At 45.2% G+C, this 22,362-nt stretch carries 19 protein-coding genes; 10 read left to right on the forward strand and 9 right to left on the reverse strand.

The window, feature by feature from the left end; genetic code table 11:
- The first annotated feature begins 3 nt into the window (after positions 1 to 3).
- The 5 genes from lpxD (at position 4) to ACQY73_RS14565 (ending at position 7,399) form a co-directional block, all read left to right on the forward strand.
- A complete protein-coding gene (lpxD, locus tag ACQY73_RS14545) occupies positions 4 to 1,041 on the forward strand; it encodes a UDP-3-O-(3-hydroxymyristoyl)glucosamine N-acyltransferase (protein WP_428667283.1) in 1,038 nt (345 codons plus the stop codon).
- A gap of 5 nt (positions 1,042 to 1,046) precedes the next feature.
- Positions 1,047 to 2,438 carry a bifunctional UDP-3-O-[3-hydroxymyristoyl] N-acetylglucosamine deacetylase/3-hydroxyacyl-ACP dehydratase gene (locus ACQY73_RS14550; protein WP_428668471.1) on the forward strand — a complete coding sequence of 464 codons (1,392 nt, stop codon included), beginning with the start codon at positions 1,047 to 1,049 and terminating at the stop codon, positions 2,436 to 2,438.
- Between the two features lie 92 nt (positions 2,439 to 2,530).
- Positions 2,531 to 3,334, forward strand: a complete 804-nt coding sequence (gene lpxA / locus ACQY73_RS14555; protein ID WP_428667285.1) for an acyl-ACP--UDP-N-acetylglucosamine O-acyltransferase — start codon at positions 2,531 to 2,533, stop codon at positions 3,332 to 3,334.
- Positions 3,335 to 3,510: 176 nt separating this feature from the next.
- Positions 3,511 to 4,317, forward strand: a complete 807-nt coding sequence (locus tag ACQY73_RS14560) for a polysaccharide deacetylase family protein (RefSeq protein WP_428667287.1) — start codon at positions 3,511 to 3,513, stop codon at positions 4,315 to 4,317.
- 61 nt (positions 4,318 to 4,378) lie between these two features.
- Positions 4,379 to 7,399: a PVC-type heme-binding CxxCH protein gene (locus ACQY73_RS14565; RefSeq protein ID WP_428667289.1), complete on the forward strand. Its 3,021-nt coding sequence runs from the start codon at positions 4,379 to 4,381 to the stop codon at positions 7,397 to 7,399.
- A gap of 116 nt (positions 7,400 to 7,515) precedes the next feature.
- On the opposite strand, the gene cysM is transcribed toward ACQY73_RS14565, so the two are convergent.
- Positions 7,516 to 8,388, reverse strand: a complete 873-nt coding sequence (gene cysM / locus ACQY73_RS14570; RefSeq protein ID WP_428667291.1) for a cysteine synthase CysM — start codon at positions 8,386 to 8,388, stop codon at positions 7,516 to 7,518.
- 189 nt (positions 8,389 to 8,577) lie between these two features.
- Between cysM and ACQY73_RS14575 the strand changes: the two genes are divergently transcribed.
- Genes ACQY73_RS14575 through ACQY73_RS14585 form a run of 3 tightly spaced genes read left to right on the forward strand, consistent with a single transcriptional unit; the run spans position 8,578 to position 11,308 of the window.
- Positions 8,578 to 10,101: a polysaccharide biosynthesis C-terminal domain-containing protein gene (locus ACQY73_RS14575; RefSeq protein WP_428667293.1), complete on the forward strand. Its 1,524-nt coding sequence runs from the start codon at positions 8,578 to 8,580 to the stop codon at positions 10,099 to 10,101.
- Positions 10,102 to 10,124: 23 nt separating this feature from the next.
- Positions 10,125 to 10,634, forward strand: coding sequence for a gliding motility lipoprotein GldH (locus tag ACQY73_RS14580; protein ID WP_428667295.1), 510 nt, complete (start codon positions 10,125 to 10,127; stop codon positions 10,632 to 10,634).
- A 44-nt stretch (positions 10,635 to 10,678) separates the two neighbouring features.
- Positions 10,679 to 11,308, forward strand: a complete 630-nt coding sequence (locus tag ACQY73_RS14585) for an LON peptidase substrate-binding domain-containing protein (RefSeq protein WP_428667297.1) — start codon at positions 10,679 to 10,681, stop codon at positions 11,306 to 11,308.
- 77 nt (positions 11,309 to 11,385) lie between these two features.
- Here the strand turns inward: ACQY73_RS14585 and ACQY73_RS14590 are convergent, their stop codons facing one another.
- A complete protein-coding gene (locus tag ACQY73_RS14590; RefSeq protein ID WP_428667299.1) occupies positions 11,386 to 11,850 on the reverse strand; it encodes a nucleoside deaminase in 465 nt (154 codons plus the stop codon).
- Between the two features lie 5 nt (positions 11,851 to 11,855).
- Entirely contained in the window at positions 11,856 to 13,049 is a 1,194-nt protein-coding gene (locus ACQY73_RS14595) for an NAD(P)/FAD-dependent oxidoreductase (protein WP_428667301.1), read from the reverse strand.
- Positions 13,050 to 13,139: 90 nt separating this feature from the next.
- Between ACQY73_RS14595 and ACQY73_RS14600 the strand changes: the two genes are divergently transcribed.
- Together ACQY73_RS14600 and ACQY73_RS14605 are read left to right on the forward strand one after the other, a co-directional pair.
- Entirely contained in the window at positions 13,140 to 14,369 is a 1,230-nt protein-coding gene (locus tag ACQY73_RS14600; RefSeq protein ID WP_428667303.1) for a glycosyltransferase family 4 protein, read from the forward strand.
- A gap of 42 nt (positions 14,370 to 14,411) precedes the next feature.
- Positions 14,412 to 14,861 carry a PaaI family thioesterase gene (locus ACQY73_RS14605; RefSeq protein ID WP_428667305.1) on the forward strand — a complete coding sequence of 150 codons (450 nt, stop codon included), beginning with the start codon at positions 14,412 to 14,414 and terminating at the stop codon, positions 14,859 to 14,861.
- 130 nt (positions 14,862 to 14,991) lie between these two features.
- Here ACQY73_RS14605 and rpmB read toward each other — a convergent pair whose 3' ends face one another.
- From rpmB to ACQY73_RS14635, 6 genes are all read right to left on the reverse strand, one after another.
- On the reverse strand, positions 14,992 to 15,216 hold the full coding sequence (gene rpmB / locus ACQY73_RS14610) for a 50S ribosomal protein L28 (RefSeq protein WP_428667307.1): 225 nt from the start codon (positions 15,214 to 15,216) through the stop codon (positions 14,992 to 14,994).
- Positions 15,217 to 15,335: 119 nt separating this feature from the next.
- The gene (locus ACQY73_RS14615; protein ID WP_428667309.1) at positions 15,336 to 15,719 is read right to left on the reverse strand and encodes a LytTR family DNA-binding domain-containing protein; all 384 of its coding nucleotides are present in this window, start codon (positions 15,717 to 15,719) and stop codon (positions 15,336 to 15,338) included.
- A 279-nt stretch (positions 15,720 to 15,998) separates the two neighbouring features.
- Positions 15,999 to 17,030, reverse strand: a complete 1,032-nt coding sequence (gene ruvB / locus ACQY73_RS14620) for a Holliday junction branch migration DNA helicase RuvB (protein ID WP_428667311.1) — start codon at positions 17,028 to 17,030, stop codon at positions 15,999 to 16,001.
- Between the two features lie 71 nt (positions 17,031 to 17,101).
- Complete coding sequence (locus tag ACQY73_RS14625) at positions 17,102 to 17,479, reverse strand: GxxExxY protein (protein WP_428667313.1); 378 nt, start codon at positions 17,477 to 17,479, stop codon at positions 17,102 to 17,104.
- Between the two features lie 139 nt (positions 17,480 to 17,618).
- Positions 17,619 to 21,245, reverse strand: coding sequence for a PKD domain-containing protein (locus ACQY73_RS14630; RefSeq protein ID WP_428667315.1), 3,627 nt, complete (start codon positions 21,243 to 21,245; stop codon positions 17,619 to 17,621).
- A gap of 225 nt (positions 21,246 to 21,470) precedes the next feature.
- Positions 21,471 to 22,319, reverse strand: coding sequence for a sugar phosphate isomerase/epimerase family protein (locus ACQY73_RS14635; RefSeq protein WP_428667317.1), 849 nt, complete (start codon positions 22,317 to 22,319; stop codon positions 21,471 to 21,473).
- Between the last annotated feature and the right edge of the window lie 43 nt (positions 22,320 to 22,362).

Here is a 22,362-nt window from a genome sequence, read left to right on the forward strand (position 1 = left end):
CGTATGGAATTTACCGTCAAGCAGATAGCCGGACTGCTAGGAGGCGAAATAGAAGGAGATGAAAATCTGATAATCAATCAGTTAGCAAAAATAGAAGAAGGCAAGTCCGGGACTATTTCTTTTTTAGCGAACCTCAAATATGAGCCTTATTTGTACACTACCGAAGCTTCGGCAGTAATTGTTGATAAGCATTTTGAAGTCAGAAAAAAAGTAAACACAACTCTTATTCGGGTTGATAACTCGTATACCGCTTTTACTCAACTTCTTCAGCAGTACGAACAAATCATCAAAGGAACGAAGAAAGGGATAGAGCAACCTTCTCATCTTGGAGAAGGAACTACCGCCGGTGAAGGGCTCTACCTCGGTGCTTTTGCCTATGTTGGAAACAACAGCAAACTTGGCAAAAATGTCAAGATTTTTCCACAGGCCTTCATTGGTGACAACGTCTGTATTGACGACAATACGGTCATTCATTCCGGAGTAAAAATTTATAATAATACCGTTATTGGCAAGAATTGTACTTTCTTTGCCAACGCGGTCATTGGAAGCGACGGTTTTGGTTTTGCTCCTCAACCGGATGGTTCGTATAAAACCATTCCTCAACTTGGCAATGTTGTCATCGAAGACAATGTAAGTATTGGAGCAGGTTCCACCATTGACTGCGCCACCATGGGCTCGACCATCATTCGTGAAGGTGTAAAACTGGATAACCTGGTTCAGGTGGGTCACAATGTGGAAATCGGGAAACATACGGTCATTGCTGCTCAGGCAGGAATAGCCGGATCGACCAAAATCGGCGAAAAGTGTGTGATTGGCGGGCAGGCAGGTTTCAACGGGCACATAGTTGTACCCAATGGCACTAAAGTCGGTGGACAGGCAGGCATAACACGAACGTGGGAACAGGAAGGTTTATCCCTAAACGGAACTCCCGCTTTGGAGATCAAAGACAGTCTGCGTTCGGCAGCTATCTTTCGAAAATTGCCTCAGTTGGAAAAAAGAGTACATGAATTAGAAAAGAAACTCAAAGAAGATAAACAATAGGAATGTTGAACATCAAACAACAAACCATCGAAAAAGCCGTATCGGTATCGGGAGTGGGATTGCATACAGGCGTATCGGCGACCATGACTTTTTTGCCGGCACCCATCAATCACGGCTTTAAATTCCAACGCATTGATTTGGAGGGACAACCCATTATTAATGCCGACGTAGACAACGTGGTGGACGTATCACGCGGGACAACGCTTGAGCAAAGCGGTGCCCGGGTATACACAGTAGAGCACACGTTGGCGGCATTGGTCGGTTTACAGATTGATAACGTACTCATCCAGTTGGATGGCCCGGAGCCTCCGATCATGGATGGAAGCTCCATAAAGTTTGTCGAAGCGCTCCGCTCTGCAGGAATTGAAGAGCAAAACGCCTCTCGCAATTACTTTGAGATCCCTGAACCTGTTCGATACATCAATGCCGAAAAAGACATTGAAATGGTGGCTCTGCCGCTTAACGATTATCGACTGACGGTAATGGTGGATTATAACTCACAAGTTATTAACAGTCAACACGCTTCACTTAACGACCTGACAACCTTTTCGCGGGAGATCGCTTCCTGTCGTACGTTCTGCTTTTTGCATGAACTGGAAGCATTGTACAAAGCCAATCTGATCAAAGGCGGCGATTTGACCAATGCCATTGTCATTGTAGACCGTGATATTGAAGAAGGTGAACTGGATTATCTTTCTCAATTATTGAACAAACCCAAAATCGGGGTCAATAAGAAGGTAGGTATCCTTAACAATATTGACCTGCACTATCCCAACGAAATGGCCCGCCATAAGTTGTTGGATGTAGTAGGGGATCTGGCCTTGGTAGGTCGCCCTATCAAAGCACAAATTTTGGCTGCCCGTCCAGGCCACGCCGCCAACGTAGCACTTGCCAAGAAGATCAAAAAACAGATGGAATCGGCCAAGAGTCATGTGCCTCATTACGATCCTAAAGCAGCTCCGGTCATGGATTTGAAGCGGATTTGTGAATTGTTACCGCACCGTTACCCCTTTTTGATGATCGATAAAATCGTCTATATGGACGAGAACAGCGTGGCAGGTCTCAAAAACGTGACGATGAATGAACCATTTTTCACGGGACACTTTCCAAACAATCCGGTGATGCCGGGCGTTTTACAAATGGAAGCTATGGCTCAAACGGGCGCAATTCTAGCCCTGAGCAGCCAACCTGATCCCGAAAATTATTGGCCGTTTTTGGCCGCCATCGAAAATTGCCGTTTTCGCCGAAACGTTGTTCCCGGCGATACAGTGATCTTTAAATGTGAATTTACCGCACCTATCAAACGTGGAATAGTAAAAATGCACGGTGCCGGCTATGTGGCAGGCCAAATGGTCTGTGAAGCTGACATGACGGCGAGTCTGGTTAGAAAAAGATAATAGGTACAATAAATAGGCAATAAAACAGGATTCTTTAGGCCCCTTTACACTGTAAAAGCTACGAACTCCGCTGAAAAACAGCAACTTGGAATATGATTCATCCATTAGCATATATACATTCAGAAGCTAAAATCGCCCCTAATGTGGAGATTGAGCCTTTTGCCATTGTTCACAAAGACGTTGAGATCGGCGAAGGAAGTTGGATTGGTTCGCACGCGGTCCTCAATGATGGCGCCCGAATTGGTAAAAATTGCAAGATATATCCGGGAGCGGTGATTTCTTCAACACCTCAAGATCTAAAGTTCAAGGGAGAATATACTCTTACCTACATCGGCGACAATACCATTATTCGCGAATACGCTACCATCAGTCGCGGTACGGAAGAGCACTGGAAGACCGAAATCGGCAGCGATTGTCTCATCATGGCATACTCGCACGTAGCGCACGACTGCCGCATCGGCAACAATTGCATCATTGTGAATAACGTGCAAATGGCCGGTCACGTCCACATGGGCGATTGGGCTATTATTGCAGGCTCGAGTTCGGTGCGGCAGTTTGTGAAGATCGGCGCCCACGCCATGATTGCGGGTGGCTCCTTGGTCCGCAAAGATGTTCCGCCATTTACTAAAGCCGCCCGTGAGCCTCTCTCCTACGCGGGCATCAATTCCGTTGGTCTGCGTCGCCGAGGTTTTACCAACGAACAGATCAACGAAATTCAGGAAGTATACCGCTACATTTATCTGCGTGGTTTTAACAATACCGAAGCCCTGGAGCACATTGAATTGGAATTAGTCCCTTCTGCCGAGCGCGACGAAATTGTCAACTTTGTTCGCAATTCCGAAAGAGGAATCATCAAAGCACCGACGAGCACAAGTAACGATAATGGCGATGATTAGATAAGATAATACATTATTTTTTTAAACCCCGCTTTTGACAAGAGTCCAAAAGCGGGGTTTATTTTTACTCAACCAATTCACCTGGCAGGTGATTTTGTTATACCAACATTTTAGCTTCAAAACCAAGTAATTTCCGGGCGCCTCTTCTTTTCTAAGAAAACCCAATTCCCTTCTTCATGAAACGCTTATCCTATCTGTCTGCGCTCGTAATTGCGTTAGCGATGAATCATTTGAGTTTGGCTCAATCTGCAGCTGCTCCTGCTTTCTGGCCCGAAGAGAAAAGCGTTGCGCTCAGTCTCAGCTTTGATGATGCCCGCTTTAGTCAGGTAGATGTAGGAACCAAATTGCTTGATGAGTACGGCGTAAAAGCGACCTTTTTTGTGTTGACCTCAAGTGTGAGTAAACGCCTTGATGCGTGGAAAAAGGCCATTGCAATCGGACATGAAATCGGCAATCACTCTGAAAAACACCCGTGCAGCGGTAATTTTCCGTGGGCAAAACCCAACGCGCTCGAAGAATACACGCTCGAAAAAATGAAAAGCGAATTGGTTCGCACAAATAAAGCGATTGAAGAACAGTTAGGGATTACGCCAAAAGTATTTGCCTACCCCTGTGGCCAAACGTTTGTAGGACGAGGCATCACTACCAAAAGCTATATCCCGGTCATTGCTGAACTGTTTTCGGTAGGCCGTGGCTGGCTCGACGAAGGCCCTAATGACCCTTCTTTCTGCGATATGGCCCAATTGACGGGAATGGAAATGGATAATAAAGATTTTGAACAGCTGTTGCCCATTATCGAAAATGCGAAGAAAACAGGGCATTGGGTAGTGTTGGCCGGTCATGAAGTGGGCGAAACGGGCAATCAAACCACGCGCGCTTCTATGCTGCGGAAGTTGTGCGAATACGCCCAAAATCCTGCCAACGGCGTCTGGATCGCTCCTATCGGAACTATTGCTGAGTACGTTCAGGGAAAAAGAAAGTGATTTCCGGTATCAGATTTTCCTCGTTCGTTCCGGTTCAACTTACCATAAAAGCCGTTTCATCATGCGTTATGTTGCACTCATTTCTTTACTGACGTTTTTTTCGTATCGACAAACCGCTCCTCCGAAGCTTTCAGCCGAGCATCAAAAAGCATTGGAATCGTTACGGGTGATGGAAGGGTTTACCGTGGAAATGGTTACCGCCGAGCCGCTTATTGCCGATCCCGTAGCCATGGAAGTAGATGAAAACGGAGATATGTATGTCGTAGAAATGCACGGCTATCCACTGAACCTGAGCGGTTCGGGTAAGGTAAAATTATTGAAAGATACCAACAACGACGGCTACCCTGATAAAAGCATCGTTTTTGCTGATAATTTGAAATTACCTACGGGAATTATGCGTTGGAAAAACGGCTTCATCGTCACTGATGCACCCGACGTGCTTTACCTGGAAGATACCAATAACGACGGCAAAGCAGATGTCCGTAACAAAATACTGTCGGGTTTTGCGCTGTCCAATCCCCAACATAACCTCAATACTCCGCGCTTTGAGTTAGACAATTGGATCTATCTCGGACACGAAGGGGCCGTAACCCCTTTTGTTTTCAAAAAAGAATTCGGCGACAAAGGCACTGACATTGTTTTTCCCGGCAACCCATCTGCTCCCCATTTAGACCCCAATGCCAACGGGAAAGCTGTACGGTTTAAACCAGATACCTATGAACTCGAAGAATTATCAGGCCGTACACAATACGGTCATACCATGGACGCTTGGGGGCATCATTTCTACACGAGCAATGCTAACCATATTTACCATGAAGTATTGGCGAATAATTACCTGAAAAACAATCCGATACTGCTCGTTCCCAACGCCACACAAAACATCTCCGACCACGGCGAAGCCGCCGAAATATACCCGACCACCGAGACTCCCAATCATCAACTGTTGACCGATGCTGGCGTTATTACGTCTTCCTGCGGCATAACTTGGTACGGAGGCCGTGCCTTTGGAGAAAAATTTGATAACGTAACGTTCATTGCCGAACCTGTGCATAATCTTGTTCATGCCGACATTGTCAAAGACGCTGGATCAAGTTTTATAGCGAGTCGTCTCAACGAAAAATCGGAGTTTTTGGCGTCAAAAGATGCGTGGTTTCGGCCCGTCAATTTTTACGTTGGCCCTGACGGTGCGTTGTATGTCATTGATTATTACCGTCAAATCATAGAACATCCGGAATGGATGTCGGATGAGATTACCCAATCCGGAGCGTTGTACAATGGCACAGATAAGGGGCGGATCTATCGCATTGTTCCCAACAAAGGATTGCCAATGAATTGGTTAGGGAAATTGAACCTCTCTAAGAAATCGGCTACAGAATTGGCAAAATTACTCGACAGTGACAACAGTTGGTACCGCCGCACTGCGCAACGACTGCTGCTGCATCGACAAGCCAAAGAGGCCGTTCCGGCATTGCGCGCACTAATGACCAAAAGCCAACGCCCCGAAGCACAGGCACATGCACTTTGGTTGCTGGACGGAATGAAAAGCATTGAAAAAGACGACATTGTTCAGGCGCTGAGAAACAAAACAGCCGGCGTACGGGAAAACGGTATTCGCGTGGCAGAAAATCGGTTGAACAGTGCTTTCGGGAAAGATTTGATCCCTGAATTGATTGCCCTCCAAAACGACGAAAGCGCCAAAGTTCGTTTTCAGTTGCTGAATACGCTGGGTTTACTAAAATCGGCTGAATCAGAAAAGGCGCGTTTGGAAATTTTAAAAAGAGATATGCACGATCGTTGGGCAGGCCTTGCCGGCATCGCTTCTTTTGCCGGAAAAGAAAACCGGATTTTTGAGGCAGCCATTACGGAATTTACGAAAAGACCAACGCCCGAAACAAGTGAATTCATTTCCAATTTAGCGTCGACTATTTCCGGTGGAGAAAACAAAGCAGGCTTCTCGGAAATGATGCAAAAAATCATGAGTGAAACTCCCGGCACAGATGGCTGGAAGGCCGCAGCACTCAACGGCATCACCAAACGTTGGCAGTATCAAAAAGGGAAAGGGGTATCTCTTTTATCTGAACCCGAAAAAGAAAAGTTGTTAGCCAATTTCTCTTTTGCTGCGTCTTCCGAATTTCGGATAGCTTCATTGAGGTTATTGGAGGTTGCGGGTTTACCTAAAGGTAAATTATTAGAGGAAAAACTGGTGCAGGCTAAAGCGGCAATCAATTCTCTTTCACAGGAAAACAACGTTGACGCATTCAAAGCGCACGCTATTTTTCTGCTTTCAATGTCGAACTCCAATGAGCTAACACCGATGTTCCAACAACTTCTAACTCAAAAAGAACCGGAAATCGTACTGTCGGCAGCGTTGAAAGCATTAGGCAAAACGGCTGATGCTCAGGCTTGCCGGTTTATATTGAAAGAGATTCATCACTTCCCCCCTGCCCTGAAAAAAGAAGCCGTCAATGTTTTTCTGTCAAACCCTGAAAGAATAAATTTACTGCTGAAAGCCATTGAGACAAAAGAGCTGGAAAAGTCGGTATTGGGTTGGCCGCAAATGGTGCGATTAATGAATTATTATGATGTAGCTATTCGAACGTATGCCCGAAAAGTATTAGCTGTAAATGAAGACCGAAAAGCGGTTTTGCAAAATTATATGCAGGCATTGGCACTGAAAGGAAGTCAGCCGAAGGGCCAAGTCGTATTTGAAAAGAACTGCGCTTCCTGCCATCAAATTGAAGGCGTGAAAGGAGTGAACTTTGGCCCTGACCTCTCTACCTTACGAAGCAGGAATGCCACTTCTGTATTGACCGAAATCATTAATCCAAACAATTCGATTGCCGATATGTATGATCTTTGGACGTTGGAACTCAAAAACGGCAGCGTCATTGCAGGTATCATCGCGCAGGAAAATACCAATAACGTATCCATCCGCGAAATGGGCGGCACCGTAAGTGTGATTCAGAAAAAAGACATTGCCAAAATGCAGAAAGCCGAGCAGTCTATTATGCCCAACGGTCTCGAAAATGCCATCAGTATTCAGGAAATGGCAGATTTGATTGCGTTTATTAAAAAGCAGTAATCATGCCGTCGCTCGCGTCCCGCGAGTAACGGCTATTAATAGGCCTCAGGCCTAAACAAAAAAATAGGCTGGAAGCCTATTGATAATAGTTACTCGCGTCTCGCGAGCAACTGCGGTTACCCAAACAATTCACTGGACAAATACCGGTCGCCACGGTCGCATACGATAAAGACGATTACGCCTTCTTCCAGTTCCTGCGCCAGTTGGAGTGCCGAGTGAGCCGCGCCACCGCTGCTCATTCCCGCAAATATTCCTTCGATTTTTGCCAGATCACGCGCTTTTTGAGTCGCCTCCGCCTGCGATACTTCCATTACTCTATCCACCCTCGACGCGTCAAAAATCTTAGGCAAATACTCGATTGGCCACTTTCGTATTCCCGGAATACTGGAGCCATCGGTGGGTTGGCAGCCTACAATTTGAATACCGGGATTTTGTTCTTTCAAATACATGGATGTTCCCATGATGGTGCCTGTCGTTCCCATCGACGACACAAAGTGCGTAATTTGCCCTTCGGTATCTCGCCAAATTTCAGGACCGGTGGTGCGATAATGCGCCAGATAATTGTCGGGATTGGCAAATTGATTTAACATGATGTATCCGCCTTCGGCTACTTTTGCGTCGGCATAGTCGCGGGCCGATTCGATGGTTTCGGTCAATATCACTTTGGCGCCAAAGGCTTCCATGGTCAGCACGCGCTCACGAGTGGAATTTTTGGGCATGGTTAGCTCAATTTCAATGCCATATAGACGCGCGATCATTGCCAACGCAATGCCGGTATTGCCACTCGTGGCTTCGATCAGTTTTATGCCGGGTTTTATTTCATTACGTTCCACTGCCCCTTTGATCATGCTGTAAGCTGCCCGGTCCTTAACGCTGCCGCCGGGATTGTGCCCTTCCAGTTTACCGTATATTTTTACCTTTGGATTGGGATTCATGCGTGTCAGTTCGACAAGAGGAGTATTTCCGACAAAATCTAAGAGAGTTGGCATATTCTGATTTGCGAGCCTTTCGCCGCGGTTGGAATTACATTTACAACTTTAAATTAAGCACATTAAACCATTGATGAGTTCCCATTAATTGGCAAAAATTTACATTCCATTTTTCCACACCGCAAAAGCCCTCTATCTTTGATTCCCGATTTATGATGGACCACTAACCGTCAATTATCAATTTACCGCATGAGTGTTCTTAAAAAATTAGCCGGCGAAACGGCACTTTATGGTGTAAGCAGCATACTGGGCAGGGTCATTTATTGGTTTTTAGTGCCGCTGCATACGTACGTTTTTTTACGGCCGGGAGAGTTATCATCCAATACCGAACTGTTCAGTTGGATCGCGCTGTTCAATGTAATTTATACCTTCGGCATGGAAACGGCTTTTTTCCGGTTTGCCAACCGTTCGCCCCAACACCGTCAGGATTATTTTAACCAAGCACTCACCGCCATTTCGTTGGTGAGCATTGTATTTTCCGGGTTTTTGATTGTCTTTGCTCCGCAACTGAGCGATTTGCTTGATTACCCGGGCGAATCCCAAAACATTGTTTATTTGTCTATCATCGTCGCCATTGATGCCATTGTGGCTATTCCGTTTGCACGATTGCGTTTGGAGAAAAAAGCCCGACAGTTTGTTAAAATCAAAATCATTAACATTGTTATCAACGTCTTGCTCAATGTTTTCTTTTTGCTGCTTTGTCGGGATATTGCACTGGGAAAATACCTGCCTTCGTTACAACCGCTGGGCGCGTTTTTGTACCGCCCTGAAATTGGTCCCGGTTATATTTTTATCGCCAATTTGATTGCTAACGCCTGCTTTTTATTTTTACTTAAAGATGCCTTCAAAGGATTTAAAGTCACTTGGAAAGGGCCTATTTTTAACGAAATGTGGGTCTATGCGTATCCAATTTTGATCTTGGGCTTGGCAGGAACCGTCAATCAGATGGCCGACCGCTGGTTTTTACGCCACTTACTACCCGCAGGATTCTATACTAATCTGACCTCTAAGGATGCTTTGGGCATTTATGGGAGTTGCTACAAATTATCCGTGTTCATGTCATTGGCCGTGCAGTCCTTCAAATACGCCGCTGACCCGTTCTTTTTCTCTCAGGCAGAAGATAAGAATGCCCCAAAACTGTTAGCCTTGGTTATGAAATGGTTCGTGATCGTCTGTGTAGTTCTGTGGGTGGGTGTTAGTCTAAATGTAGACATTATCGGGCATTATATGTTGTCCAAAGCCTACCGCGTGGGGCTTTCGGTGGTTCCGATTTTACTGTTGGCGAATTTGTTTTTGGGTGTTTATTATAATCAGGCATTTTGGTTCAAGCTCACTGACAAAACCCAATTCGGCACTTTGATCACCACAGCAGGTGCGGTTTTGACCGTCGGACTTAATATTGTTTTGATTCCAATCATGGGCTACATGGGCTGTGCCTGGGCTTTTTTGGCTTCGAGCATAGTCATGTGCGGGCTGTGTTATTGGTTGGGAGAAAAATATTATCCGGTGCCTTACCAACTCACATCGATAGTGGGTTACATAGGAAGTGCCGCTGCATTGATCTATCTTTCTTCATGGATAACAATCTCCAACATATGGGTATCATTTCCCTATCATCTGGCGTTATGCATAGTATACTTTGCCGGAATTTTGGTCGTAGAGCGCGATTCAATACCTTTGAAGATTCGTCGAAAACTCAAGATTTTAGGATAATTTTTTAACCGGTACCTGATACTATGGATTTGTTTCGCCGCTTTACTGCTCAAATGCCTGCTTTCTTACTTGTTTTATCGCTGCTTATTACCATAGCAGGTTGTGATTCCAATTCTGAGTATAAAGATCACGAAGACATTGAAGACGGGCAGTGGTACGTAAAAAACGAACCTTCGTTTACCTTCGAGATCACCGATACCACGCAGACCTATAACGTCTACTATCTGGTGCGCAACAGCATTGGGTATCCTTACTATAACCTATACGTAAAGCGTTTTTTACTGAACGACCGAAAGAAAATTATCAATGAGGCGTTAAATGAATTGATTTTGATGGACGAAAAAAGCGGTAAACCTTTGGGTGATGGCTTGGGCGACTTGTTCGATCATAAAATAATGGCCCTCAAAAGTTATCGTTTTCCACGCAAGGGAAAATATACCTTCAAAATTCGCCAATACATGCGTCAGGATCCGTTACCTGAGATATTGAGCATGGGCATAAGTGTTGAAAAAGAAGTTGTTAATTCGAAGTAGTCCAATATACACAAACGCTACAGCTACTGAGTACCCACAAGTATATGGAAAGCTTTCTCCCTTTTTTCCCTTTAAATTTGGTAGCGTACCCTACCGAGAATCTTAACCTGCACATTTTTGAACAACGGTACCAGCAATTAATCAATGAATGCATCGACGAACAAAAATCGTTTGGGATACCGGCTTTCATCAATAATAAATTGCCGGGGTATGGTACAGAGATGAAGATCATAAATGTGTCCAAACGCTACGACGACGGGCGCATGGATATTAAAACCAAAGGATTGCGGGCATTTCGCGTATTAACATTCCAAAATCCCGTTCCCAACAAATTATACTCCGGCGGTAAGGTAACGTTTGTGGAAGAAACCGAATCGCCTGAAGGCGTTATTTCCGAACTTTTGCTGCAACTTGATCGCCTGTATACGATTCTCCAAACACAGGTCGATTTTGATAGTTCACAGTATCCGTTTTCGTATCAGGTAGCACACAAAGTGGGCCTTTCGCAGGAAGAAGAATATCAGGTATTGACGATTGATTCAGAAACCGAACGCCAACGTTTTTTGCTGCGCCATCTCAACAAAGTCATTCCCGTTATGGCCGACATGGAAAAAACCAAAGAGCGCATCAAATTGAACGGGCACTTCAAGAATCTCGATCCGCTTAATTTTTAGTGCTTTTTTTCACGCAGAGACGCCGCGGAGCAAAAGACGCGAAAACTTTGCTCCGCGGCGTCTCTGCGTGAAAAAAATTAACTACCAAGCTTAATCTGCCAAGCCTCAAACACTTTCAGGGCTTCTTCGCGCAGGCAATTTTCCAGAGGAAGTTGGCGTTCGGACTTTGGAGTATTCAATTCGCGGTAGATAAAGGCATCGTCAAAATGAGCGTCGGCAGCATCATCTTTGGTACACGCGTAGTAAATTTTGCTGATTCCTGCCCAATATATGGCTCCCAAGCACATCGGACACGGCTCGCAGGAAGTATAAATGATGCAGTTATCCAATCGAACTGTGCCTTCTTTTTGACACGCCACCCGAATCGCGGTTACTTCGGCGTGCGCCGTCGGATCGTTAGTAGATTTGGTTTGATTACAGCCTTCGGCAACCATTTTTCCGTTGCGAACAATCACCGCCCCAAAGGGCCCGCCCTTATCGCTTTCCATTCCTGCGCGAGCCACTTCAATGGCTCGGCGCATCCATTCATGATGTTCGTTCATTGGTTTTATCTCATTCTGAATAATTCTTCCAAATCCCGTTTGCCGCTGATGATCTCGGCAGCCATTTCACCCAATGCCGGACCGTGTTTGAACCCGTGCCCGGAACCACCGCCCAAAAACCAACAATTTTCTGCTTCGGGGTGCGTATCCAAGATAAAATTCCCATCAGCTGAATTTTCGTACGGACAAACGCGACTTTCGACCAACGGCGCATTTTGCAAGGCAGGAAAACGATGAGCCATAAAAGCCCGCGCCTTTGCCAGTACCTCTTGATTAAAAATCCGTTCCCCCGTGGTAGGATCAAATGATTCGCCCCGTTTATCTACACCTATCTTGAATCCCCGATAGGCATTGCCGGGAATCCCGTAATAAAAATCTTCACCATCTAAGTCGATCCAAGCGGGCATTGTATCAAAAAGGTGCGTATAATTGGCCGGGACGCCTAAATAGTAAGCTTCCTGTTTGGTGCAGGTAATGATATCACCCAAGATTTCGGGAAATAATTTTCCCAGCCAAGGTCCGCACGCAAAAACATACGCATCAGCTTTCAGTTCTGTCCCGTCGGAAAGTGCCAATGATCCCAGACGACCATTGGCCAATGGATTGGGTTTGGCCAGTTTATTGAGGTATATTCCACCCCCACGCACAAATACTTCATTGACTGCCTGACAACTTTCGCGGGCTTTGAGGTATCCGCCGTAAGGGTCAAGCACCAAATGGTGCAAATCGTTGGTATTGATGTGAGGGTAACGCTTTATGGCTTCCTCAGGAGTAAAATAGGTGTATTCCATTCCGTGATTCTTCATAAAAGGTAACGTTGCCTCAATCATTTCGGGGGCTTCTTCGTAACAAAACCACAGCACTCCCGAATTGAAAAACAATGATTTGTTCCAACGTTGCTGCTGTTCACGCCATAACTCAATAGCGCGCACGTTGAGGTTAAAATAGGTCTCGTTAGCCCCGTAAGTGGAACGAATGACACGTGTTTCATCACCCGAACTTGCGCGCGAATTGCCGGGGCCCCAGGCATCGATCAGCGTAACGCGAAAACCCGACCAGAGCAGCCAAAGGGCGGTCCATCCACCAAAAGCACCCGCTCCGACAACGGCCACATGGGAACCTGTCTCTAATAAAGGGCCTCGGCGGGAAGGCCTGATTTCCTGTACTGTTTTAGGAGCAAAAGTCGGCTGCGTCGCCATAAAACAAAAAGCTGAAAAAGGTTTAAGAAGTGCAAATGTATTAAAATAGATAGCTAAAAACCTCGCTCACTGCTTATCTTCGCGTTACCAATGAGAATTTTACTGATACATCAATATTTTCTGGAAGACAATGACGGCGGGGGGTCGCGCTGGAATGAAATGAGTCGCTTTTGGCAGTCGGCAGGCCATGAAGTAACTGTATTGGCAGGCATGGTACATTATATGGGGCATCGTCCGGCTAAATATGATCGGAAATATTTCCTTCTTGAAACCAATAAAGATGGCGTTCAGGTCGTTCGCTGCCATGTCTCGGAATCGTATAATAAAAGTTTTTTCGGGCGCCTTTGGGCTTATTTTTCTTTTACTTTTTCGAGCATTTGGGGTGGAATTCGTTATGCAAAAGGCAAGTATGATGTGATCGTAGTTACCTCCCCTCCCCTGTTTGTGGGCATTACTGCTTATGTACTTTCCGGTTTGAAACGTACGCCGTTCGTATTCGAAATACGCGATCTTTGGCCCGAATCGGCGATTGATACCGGCGTGCTTACCAGTGGTATTTTAATCAAATTTGCCTTTTGGTTTGAAAAATTTATTTACCGTAAAGCTAAGCTGATCAACGTACTGACGCCTGCTTTTCGCGAAAAATTATTGAACGAGAAGGGTGTTCCCGCTGATAAAATCATCTTCATTCCCAATGCTGCCGACTTTTCGCTTTCGGATGAATTGCTGACTGCTTTTGACGTTCAATCCTTCCGAAAACAACACAACTTGGAAGGTAAATTTGTTGTGACCTACGTAGGAGCGCACGGAGTTGCCAATCATTTGGTGCAGGTACTCGACACTGCTGAATTACTCAAAGACACCAACGTAGTATTTCTGCTTATCGGTGATGGCATGATGAAAAATGACCTTATGGCAGAAGCGCAACGGCGTCAGCTTTCTAACGTTCGTTTTATAAATTCGGTACCTAAAAAAGAAGTATTCAACTATATTTTGGCATCTGATGCCGGTACTTCCGTGCTCAAAAAAGTGGAAACGTTCAAAACTGTTTATTCCAACAAAACATTTGATTATATGGCTTGCAAAAAGCCAATTTTGATGGCAATTGATGGCGTTTCCCGGCAATTGGTTGAAGAAGCACAGGCAGGTATGTATGTTGAACCCGAAAACCCTTCTGATTTTGCAAAAAAAATTCGTATGTACTTGGCAAATCCTGAACTGGCCGATCTGCACGGCCAAAATGGGTACCGTTACGCAAAAGAAAATTTTGACCGTGCTGTTTTAGCCGGCAATTATTTGGGGTATTTATCTCAGGTCTAATTCCTATATTTGCGCCCCAATTCTCTGAAAATCAAGAAACAAATGAGTACTGAAAACAATCCGAGATTAGATTTCTTTCGTTCACAAATAGGAAACAGCCTCATTCAAAGCCCTTCGCCGTTGGGGCGTTGGCTCAACGGTACGTTAAAAGATGTCCAAAATGGCGCAATGACGGTAGAAATAACGGTTCGGCAAGATATGACCAATCCAATGGGAACGCTTCATGGCGGTGCCGCCGCTGCGATCATGGATGATCTGGTCGGCATGATGGTCTTTGGAATGGGCCGCGAATATGGCTACACTTCGGTTAATCTTAATTGTGATTTTTTGAACGCGGCTCGCATTGGAGACATTCTTACGGCATACGCATACGTTGTGCGAGCCGGCAAAAACGTCATTCACTGCGAAGCTCGAATAAATAATGCAGAGGGTAAAATAGTGGCCAAATGCAGTACGAATATGATTCAAACGGGCGTCAAACTTCCATTTTAATCATTATTCTTGCCACCTTCCCGAAAGGCTGGGCGCCCCCGTTCAAAATTTTCGGAAAGGAGAAAAACAAAAAACCCCGCTGCAGCGGGGTTAATGTCTTTTGCAAAAGATTGGTTTTGTCGGCGGTTTATTATAACGCGCCCGCTTCTTTCAAAACAGCTTCGATACCTTTTTTATTGATCGTGCGAATTGCTGAAGTAGCCAATTTAATTTCTACCCACTCATTCAAAGAAGGTACAAAAAACTTCTTTGTTTGCAAGTTTGGATAGAATTTACGTTTGGTTCTATTGTTAGCGTGCGATACGTTATTACCAACCCGTGTTCTTTTGCCCGTAATTTCACAAACTCTGGCCATGACGAATGATTTAATTTCAGAATGAGGCGCAAAGGTCGTTATTTTTCCGGCAACTGCCAAATCTTTATTAAAAAAACGCCTTATGCAAAACGATAAAATGCCTTCAAAAGGCTAAAAAACTAGTTTATTTCGCTTTGTTTTTGCGCAACGGATGTTTGCACAGATTGCCGACGTCTTTTTGAAACAGGTACTTTTTTCCCATCTGTTAACTGAATAAAGGTGCCTTTTTCGGTAATCTGATAATCGGCGAAATGGTGAAAATTGACCAAATACGACTTGTGCGTACGTACAAAGTTCGTTTTACGGAGTAATTGTTCGTAGATTTTGAGGGTCTTGGACTGCACAAATACTTTTCCGGTTTTGGTCACAATACGTACATAATTCACGTCGGCACGGATAAAGATCACGTCTTCGGTAGGAATAAAAAATGAACGTTTTAGATTTACCAATTCAAGATAATCCGACGAAACGGATGGATTGACAAGAGATGCGAGATTGTTCATGGCTGTATGCTGTTTTATAAATAGTGTGTAACAAAATTGTGGTATATTCTCAAAAACCGAACATGCAATCAGGATGAAATGTGAATTATAACGTCTGAAGTGTCATTCAATGGCTAAAATCCGTCATAAACTCCTTTTTAGTCGATGCACTTCCGTATAATTCAGAGAAGAATCTGATGAAGAATGGGATATATTTTTACAAAGAGAGGATATTATCAAACGAAATAGTGTTCGATAACATCCTCTCTTTGTGACACATTCACGAAGGCCTCTCTCTATTTATTCCGGAAATAGATCGCCCGTCCGAAACTTAGGAACGATTCCAAGATGGCGATAGGCTTTTTCCGTAGCTTCACGACCACGCGAAGTACGCTTTATAAAACCTTCCTGAATCAAAAACGGCTCATATACTTCTTCAATGGTTTCGGCTTCATCGCCGCAGGCAGTAGCAATGGTAGAAAGCCCAACGGGGCCGCCTTTGAATTTTTCGATGATGGTGGACAAAATGCGAATATCCATTTCATCCAGACCATTTTGATCAACATCAAGCGCTTTCAGGGCTATTTCTGCGATTTCGACCGTAATTCGTCCACTGCCTTTGACCTGCGCAAAATCGCGCGTACGGCGCAGAAGATTATTGGCGATACGCGGGGTTCCGCGACTGCGTCGGGCAATCTCATACGCTCCTTCGTCGTCAATGGGAGCACCCAAAATAGCGGAAGAGCGCTTTACAATAGATGCCAGCAGTTTTGAATCATAATATTCCAAGCGACAATTAATTCCGAAACGCGCCCTCAGCGGTGAGGTAAGCAGCCCTGCACGGGTCGTAGCGCCAATCAACGTAAATGGGTTAAGACTGATCTGAATACTGCGCGCATTAGGCCCTGAATCGAGCATGATGTCTATTTTATAATCCTCCATGGCCGAGTAAAGGTATTCTTCTACAACGGGATTGAGGCGGTGAATTTCGTCGATGAACAATACATCATTGGGTTGCAGGTTGGTAAGCAAACCGGCAAGATCGCTTGGCTTGTCCAAAATAGGCCCGGAAGAAGTTTTCATCGTAGCCCCCAATTCATTGGCAATGATATTGGAAAGAGTGGTTTTTCCCAACCCCGGAGGCCCATGCAACAGCACATGGTCAAGGGCTTCGCCGCGCTGCTTGGCGGCAATCACAAAGACCCGTATGTTTTCCAGTATTTTATCCTGACCCGCAAAATCACCAAAAGAGAGCGGACGCAATGCCCGGTCTATCTCCTTTTCCATTGGAGAAAGAGGTTCTTTGGTTCCTGTTAAGTAATCTTGACGCATAATCCTTATTCACGCAAAGCAGCAGAGAAGCAAAGACGCAAAAGAAAACCCGTCACTTTGCATGGTATAATTTATAACCGATTAACAATTCGTTGAATTCCGTCTTTTATCAAAGGTACGTTAAAATTTATTAACAGGCCGAGTTTTAATCCCGTCAATTTTAGATACGTCTGAAGTTGTTTTTGATGGACAGGAGCTATGGATTCTATAGATTTCAGCTCTATGATCAGTTTATTTTCAACAATCAAATCTGCCCGAAAACCTACTTCCATCCTTATATTATCCCACCGTACAGGTATGCCTTTTTGACGTTCGATGGCCAGTCCGGATTGGAAAAGTTCATAATACAGAATTTCTTCGTAAACAGACTCAAAAAGCCCCGGACCGAGTTGCGTATGTATTTTGAAACAGGCGTTTACAACAATTTGAGAGAGCTCGTTTTCGTGCATGACAAAAGGTTTCGTTCATACAAAAAAGCGAAGAGAGTGAGAAAGAAAAAAACTTTGTTGCTTAACGGTAATTTATTCACGCAGAGACGCAAAGGAGCAAAGTTTTTTCTCTGCTTCTTTGCGACTCTGCGTGAAAACATTATCGCACAAGCAGCACCGCCCCTCGTTGGCTTTCGCGCGGTCGTTCAGGGAAGAATTTGGATTTGAATGAAACTACGTATGGATAGCTCATGGGCGGATAGGTACTTCCGCGATAACTGCCATCCCATTTTTGATTGATGTCGTTGGTATAAAAGATCACCTCTCCCCAACGGTTAAATATCTTCAGTTCAAAATCAGTCAAGTGGTCACCGTATACGTTTAACACATCATTGTTTCCGTCACCATTGGGTGTAAACGCATCAGGAATATAGATACGCGGCTCACAACGTACTACTACCCGCGCGGTATCAATGAGTTCACATCCTTCAGGATTGCTGATCCTAACACGGTAAACTCCTACCAAACTCACCATAACACGCGGTGTACGTTCTTCAGAGTGGTACCAGAAATAACTCAGGTTGGAAGCGCCCCCCCGAACTGCCAACGTAGCCATTGCGCCATCGTCAATGTCACAAAGCGGTACTTCTTTGGTCAGATCATACGTAGGGCGCGGAGCTAATGAATATATAAAATCGTCGGTATCGGTACAACCTGTTACTTTGTTGGTTACGGTCAATGTATAGGTACCTCCCCGCGAGACGCTGATGCGGTTGGTGGTATCGCCCGTACTCCATTTGTATTGGTTGCCGGGAATAAGCGGTAAAGCAGGAATCAACAGGGCTGTATCACCAATACACTTCTTACGATCAGGGCCGAGGCTGAGGAATTTTTCAGGCGTAATTCCTACCGTAATGTCTCGCAATGTAGTATCACACCCACCCGCATCCGTTACTTTCACGTTGTATTTACCGGGCAATAAGTTGGCAAGAATAGGCGCGTTTGTCCCCAATCCTGTACCCGTAGCTCCCGTCCACACGTACGTCTGCGGTGTTCCTGCCAGCGTATTTAGATTAATGGCCCCTGAAGTGGGCAATGTACATCGGGCATTGACAATCGTTGTTTGCAGTCTTAAGGTTCGCACTGCTTTCAATCCAAAAGATGAATCCGTGGCACAAACCGCAGGATTTCCGCGAAGCATCACTTTATAGGTTCCTTCCCCTACACCTGTCAGCGTGTTTCCGGTAGCGGTAGGGATCGGCGTATTGTTTGCGCCAAACCATTCAAAGGTATAGCTACCACTTGGGGGTGTAATGCTTCCAATAAGTATTTGTCCATCTTTGGTGGTACAACCCGTTGGCGGTGTCAATGTAGCGGCGATACGTGCTTTGGGTAATGCTCTTACCTGAATGGTGTCTTCGTTTACGCAAGCTTGGGGCGAGCCGGCGTTGATCGTTGCCTGTACCGAATAAATACCCGGCTGAGTCACGGTAATCGTTTGTGATGTTTCGCCCGTACTCCATTGAAATTTATTCCAATTTGTTACCGTCGGTTTGCCATTCAATACCACGCTTCCTCCACCAACACATAAACTTGTATCAGGCACAGTGTAAGGAGGAGGTCTGCGAAGCGTAATTTGGGTTGCCCCTTGCGAAATACACTGTGCTTCTATACCATTGGCAGCCAATACCCGATAGGAGCCGGAACCTCCATTGGGTTGCAATGTAATGGTTTTCGTTCGGGCAAAGGGCACACCGTTCCTAAGCCAGAGGTATTCCTCGGCCTGTACCCCCGCATCCAGCACCAGTCGATTGACGCAGGTGTCAATGGGTGATCTTAGTTTAACAGGGTCAGGAGTAGCAATGATGGTGAGGCGTTGAGTAATGGTGGTATCCTTACATCGGTTGACCAACCTCAAACTCACAGTATAAGTACCCGGCAGTTTATAGGTATGCTGTACCTGTTGTTCTTTCCCGCTCAAGGGTGCCGAACCATCGCCAAAATTCCACGTATAGCTATCTTTAATGGGATCGCAGAGCGGGGAAGCCTGAAAATTGGTGGCTTGATTAGAACAGGTATCTGAATACGTAAATCCCGGACCGGAAGACTGTTCTGTGAAGTTTTGAACAAAGTTTGGTAACCCCAACTGGCTTAATTTTCCTCCCAGAAATATTCCGTTTTGAACAAACTGCACTTCATCCTGTGAGTCTTGATCCGGCTCGTTGATAACACCCAGGTATTGACTGTCTTTGATCGCTAAATAAATCTTTCCATCTGAACCTATCTGTAGCGCTCCGTATACTTTTGTGGCCGAACTGTCAACTAATATTTTGGAATCGGCAATGCGCGAGGAGTCCCCTAAACTAATGTCATACTGCCATAATCGGGAAAGGGTATTGGTTCCATTTCCCTGCAATGACACATACATTTTCGTCCCATCGGGCGAAAACTCCACGCCATAGGCTTTGGGCGGTGCCGGCCCTAAGTCAATTTTCATCGGTCCCGACAGGCTGCCTGTTGAATCACTGAATGTATAAAGTTCAACGGTATTTCGAGGTGGTCCCGGCACAACTACCGCCAATCGACGCACGCCCGTACTGTCAAGTGTTGAGAATTTCATGTACCCTTCTCCTTTGGTCGTAGTATCCTGAACAGCCCCCAACGAATATTCTTTAGGTCCTTCCAACCCTGCTTTGGTGGCGTGATAGATCCGAAATTTATTCGTTCCGTAGTCGTGCGATACGATCCAGTAAGTGGAATCCTGATCATTTCTGACCGAAGCGATCCGCTCCGTGGTGCTGCCGTTCAAAAGATTATTGGTTTCTACCACCTCTCCTTTTCCGCCGTTGCGACGCATATCCACCAAGCTGTAGCTGAATTTCTTTTGTCCGTTGATTTCAGAAGTAGTAAAGACGTAATAAAGGTATTCGCACCCTCGACAGGTAGGTTTGGGCACAATCAGGGCCGATTGGGTAGAATTCGGACTTCCTGCCAACGCCGTAGTATCTTTGGAAGGCATGACTGCCCCATCTTTATTGTAAATTTTTACCCCGTCGGTATAAAAGAGTAATTGACCTTTAGAGTTGGAAATAGAAGAAGAACCTTCCGGTGTGCTGAGTTGGCCATTGGTTAGTGCCTGCGGACTACCACCTGAAAAATCAAGCCCTGCGTTATTCCCAAAATACCATTTGGCCCCCTCCTGATTGGACTGCTCCAAACATACTTTGACGGTAATTTTATCTTCATAGGTACAGCCGCTTTCCGAAGTTACTTCTACAGAATAACAGCCGGAACTATCTACGCGCAGGGTTTGCGTGGTATCTCCCTTCGGAAACCACATGTATTTCGCATTGGGAGGCGCATTGGAAGGATACGGATTCAGGATAAGTTTTCCCAAATCTTCCTTACAGATCATGGTATCACGCTTCCACTTAGGAAATGCCGGCGGCGGTACACCGATCATGATCTGCTTAGTAACCGTTTGCGGAACGCCACCTACTGTTCGCGTGAGCGTTACGGTATAAGGCCCCGGTGTCTGATAAATATGCTTTGCGTTTTGCTTGGTGGAAGTATTTGCGGCGCCCGTACCGGGATCACCAAAATTCCAAAGCCAAGTGGTAGCCGTAGACAGCGTATCGGTAAATGCTGTCGAATCGCTGAGGCATTCCTGATCAGGAATACATAATTTCCCTGAAACCTTAAATTGCCCGTACGTAGTATTGATGGATAACAACAACAGCATCCATCCTCCAAGTATTGAAAGAAATATGTGCAGCTTTTTTCTCATTGGTTCCATTTGACTCCTCCTACCTCAAATCTCGTGCCTTTTCTAAATCTATATCTGCTAAAGTTGTTTACGCGGTTTTTCATACAAACGCTGCATTATTTCTAAAATCAATCAACTTTTGGATACATAAATTAGAATCCTTTTTAAAAACGACAAAACCTTACCGAAAATTTTACGTAAATCTTCGGTAAGGTAATAAATTCTGTCGAAAAGGAAATCAGCCGATTAAAGGCCCTTCAAATAGGCCAGACTTTGAGGTACCTGCTGCATGGCGCCAAGGTTCTCGTCTTCGATATAATAGTATTTGATGGCCGATTTTTTAGCAGCTTTCAATATCTCCGGATAGTTGATCTGACCCGTTCCGAGTACTACACAATTCTCATTGGGAGTGCTGCCCGATGTGCTTTTCGGTACGCCTATTTTGAGGTCTTTCATGTGAATAAGCTTAAACCGTTTAGGGTATTTTTTGAGCATCTCAGCAGGGTTCTGACCGGGCAGGTGCATCCATACCACATCCATTTCAAAAAATACCGCATCAGGATTGGTATTTTGAACAATGTAATCAAAATACGTTCCTTTTTCGTACGGCTCAAATTCAAACCCGTGGTTATGATAGCAGAAGGTCAGTCCGTTGTCTTTGAGTTTTTGGCCGAAACGGTTAAAGTCTTCAATTGTTTTTTGCGCCAACGCCACATCCATGGGGCCTTTGTGCGGTACCGAACCGATGCGAACAAATTCAACACCCAACGTTTTGGCATTTTGGAGAACAGTTTCAAATTTGTCGGTCAAGTCGGCAAAGCCCACGCCCAAACTGCTGCACCGCATTCCGCGCTCATCCAGCAACGCACGAAGTTCAGCGGATGTTTTACCAAACAGGTTTGAAAATTCAATATTGGTAATGCCCATGGCTTTTACTTTATCCAACGTACCGGGTACATCTTTCGAAAATTCATTCCGAAAGGTATACGAAACAGCGCCAGGCGTATCTTTCAACGTTTTGCCAAAACGCTGCGCATAAGCAGTTGACAAAAAGCAACACAACATCACACTCAGAAAAAACACAGACTTCTTCATATTCGCAGTTATTTGTTAAAAGTTAATTGTTTGGAAGGTCATT

Source organism: Runella sp., assembly GCF_965279615.1.
GTDB lineage: Bacteria > Bacteroidota > Bacteroidia > Cytophagales > Spirosomataceae > Runella.

Bases quoted from the DNA above. Each gene is read 5' to 3' on its own strand.
- lpxD (WP_428667283.1), top strand. From the start codon at position 4: ATGGAATTTACCGTCAAGCAGATAGCCGGACTGCTAGGAGGCGAAATA.
- lpxA (WP_428667285.1), top strand. From the start codon at position 2,531: ATGATTCATCCATTAGCATATATACATTCAGAAGCTAAAATCGCCCCT.
- ACQY73_RS14560 (WP_428667287.1), top strand. From the start codon at position 3,511: ATGAAACGCTTATCCTATCTGTCTGCGCTCGTAATTGCGTTAGCGATG.
- ACQY73_RS14565 (WP_428667289.1), top strand. From the start codon at position 4,379: ATGCGTTATGTTGCACTCATTTCTTTACTGACGTTTTTTTCGTATCGA.
- cysM (WP_428667291.1), bottom strand. From the start codon at position 8,388: ATGCCAACTCTCTTAGATTTTGTCGGAAATACTCCTCTTGTCGAACTG.
- ACQY73_RS14575 (WP_428667293.1), top strand. From the start codon at position 8,578: ATGAGTGTTCTTAAAAAATTAGCCGGCGAAACGGCACTTTATGGTGTA.
- ACQY73_RS14580 (WP_428667295.1), top strand. From the start codon at position 10,125: ATGGATTTGTTTCGCCGCTTTACTGCTCAAATGCCTGCTTTCTTACTT.
- ACQY73_RS14585 (WP_428667297.1), top strand. From the start codon at position 10,679: ATGGAAAGCTTTCTCCCTTTTTTCCCTTTAAATTTGGTAGCGTACCCT.
- ACQY73_RS14590 (WP_428667299.1), bottom strand. From the start codon at position 11,850: ATGAACGAACATCATGAATGGATGCGCCGAGCCATTGAAGTGGCTCGC.
- ACQY73_RS14595 (WP_428667301.1), bottom strand. From the start codon at position 13,049: ATGGCGACGCAGCCGACTTTTGCTCCTAAAACAGTACAGGAAATCAGG.
- ACQY73_RS14600 (WP_428667303.1), top strand. From the start codon at position 13,140: ATGAGAATTTTACTGATACATCAATATTTTCTGGAAGACAATGACGGC.
- ACQY73_RS14605 (WP_428667305.1), top strand. From the start codon at position 14,412: ATGAGTACTGAAAACAATCCGAGATTAGATTTCTTTCGTTCACAAATA.
- rpmB (WP_428667307.1), bottom strand. From the start codon at position 15,216: ATGGCCAGAGTTTGTGAAATTACGGGCAAAAGAACACGGGTTGGTAAT.
- ACQY73_RS14615 (WP_428667309.1), bottom strand. From the start codon at position 15,719: ATGAACAATCTCGCATCTCTTGTCAATCCATCCGTTTCGTCGGATTAT.
- ruvB (WP_428667311.1), bottom strand. From the start codon at position 17,030: ATGCGTCAAGATTACTTAACAGGAACCAAAGAACCTCTTTCTCCAATG.
- ACQY73_RS14625 (WP_428667313.1), bottom strand. From the start codon at position 17,479: ATGCACGAAAACGAGCTCTCTCAAATTGTTGTAAACGCCTGTTTCAAA.
- ACQY73_RS14630 (WP_428667315.1), bottom strand. From the start codon at position 21,245: ATGAGAAAAAAGCTGCACATATTTCTTTCAATACTTGGAGGATGGATG.
- ACQY73_RS14635 (WP_428667317.1), bottom strand. From the start codon at position 22,319: ATGAAGAAGTCTGTGTTTTTTCTGAGTGTGATGTTGTGTTGCTTTTTG.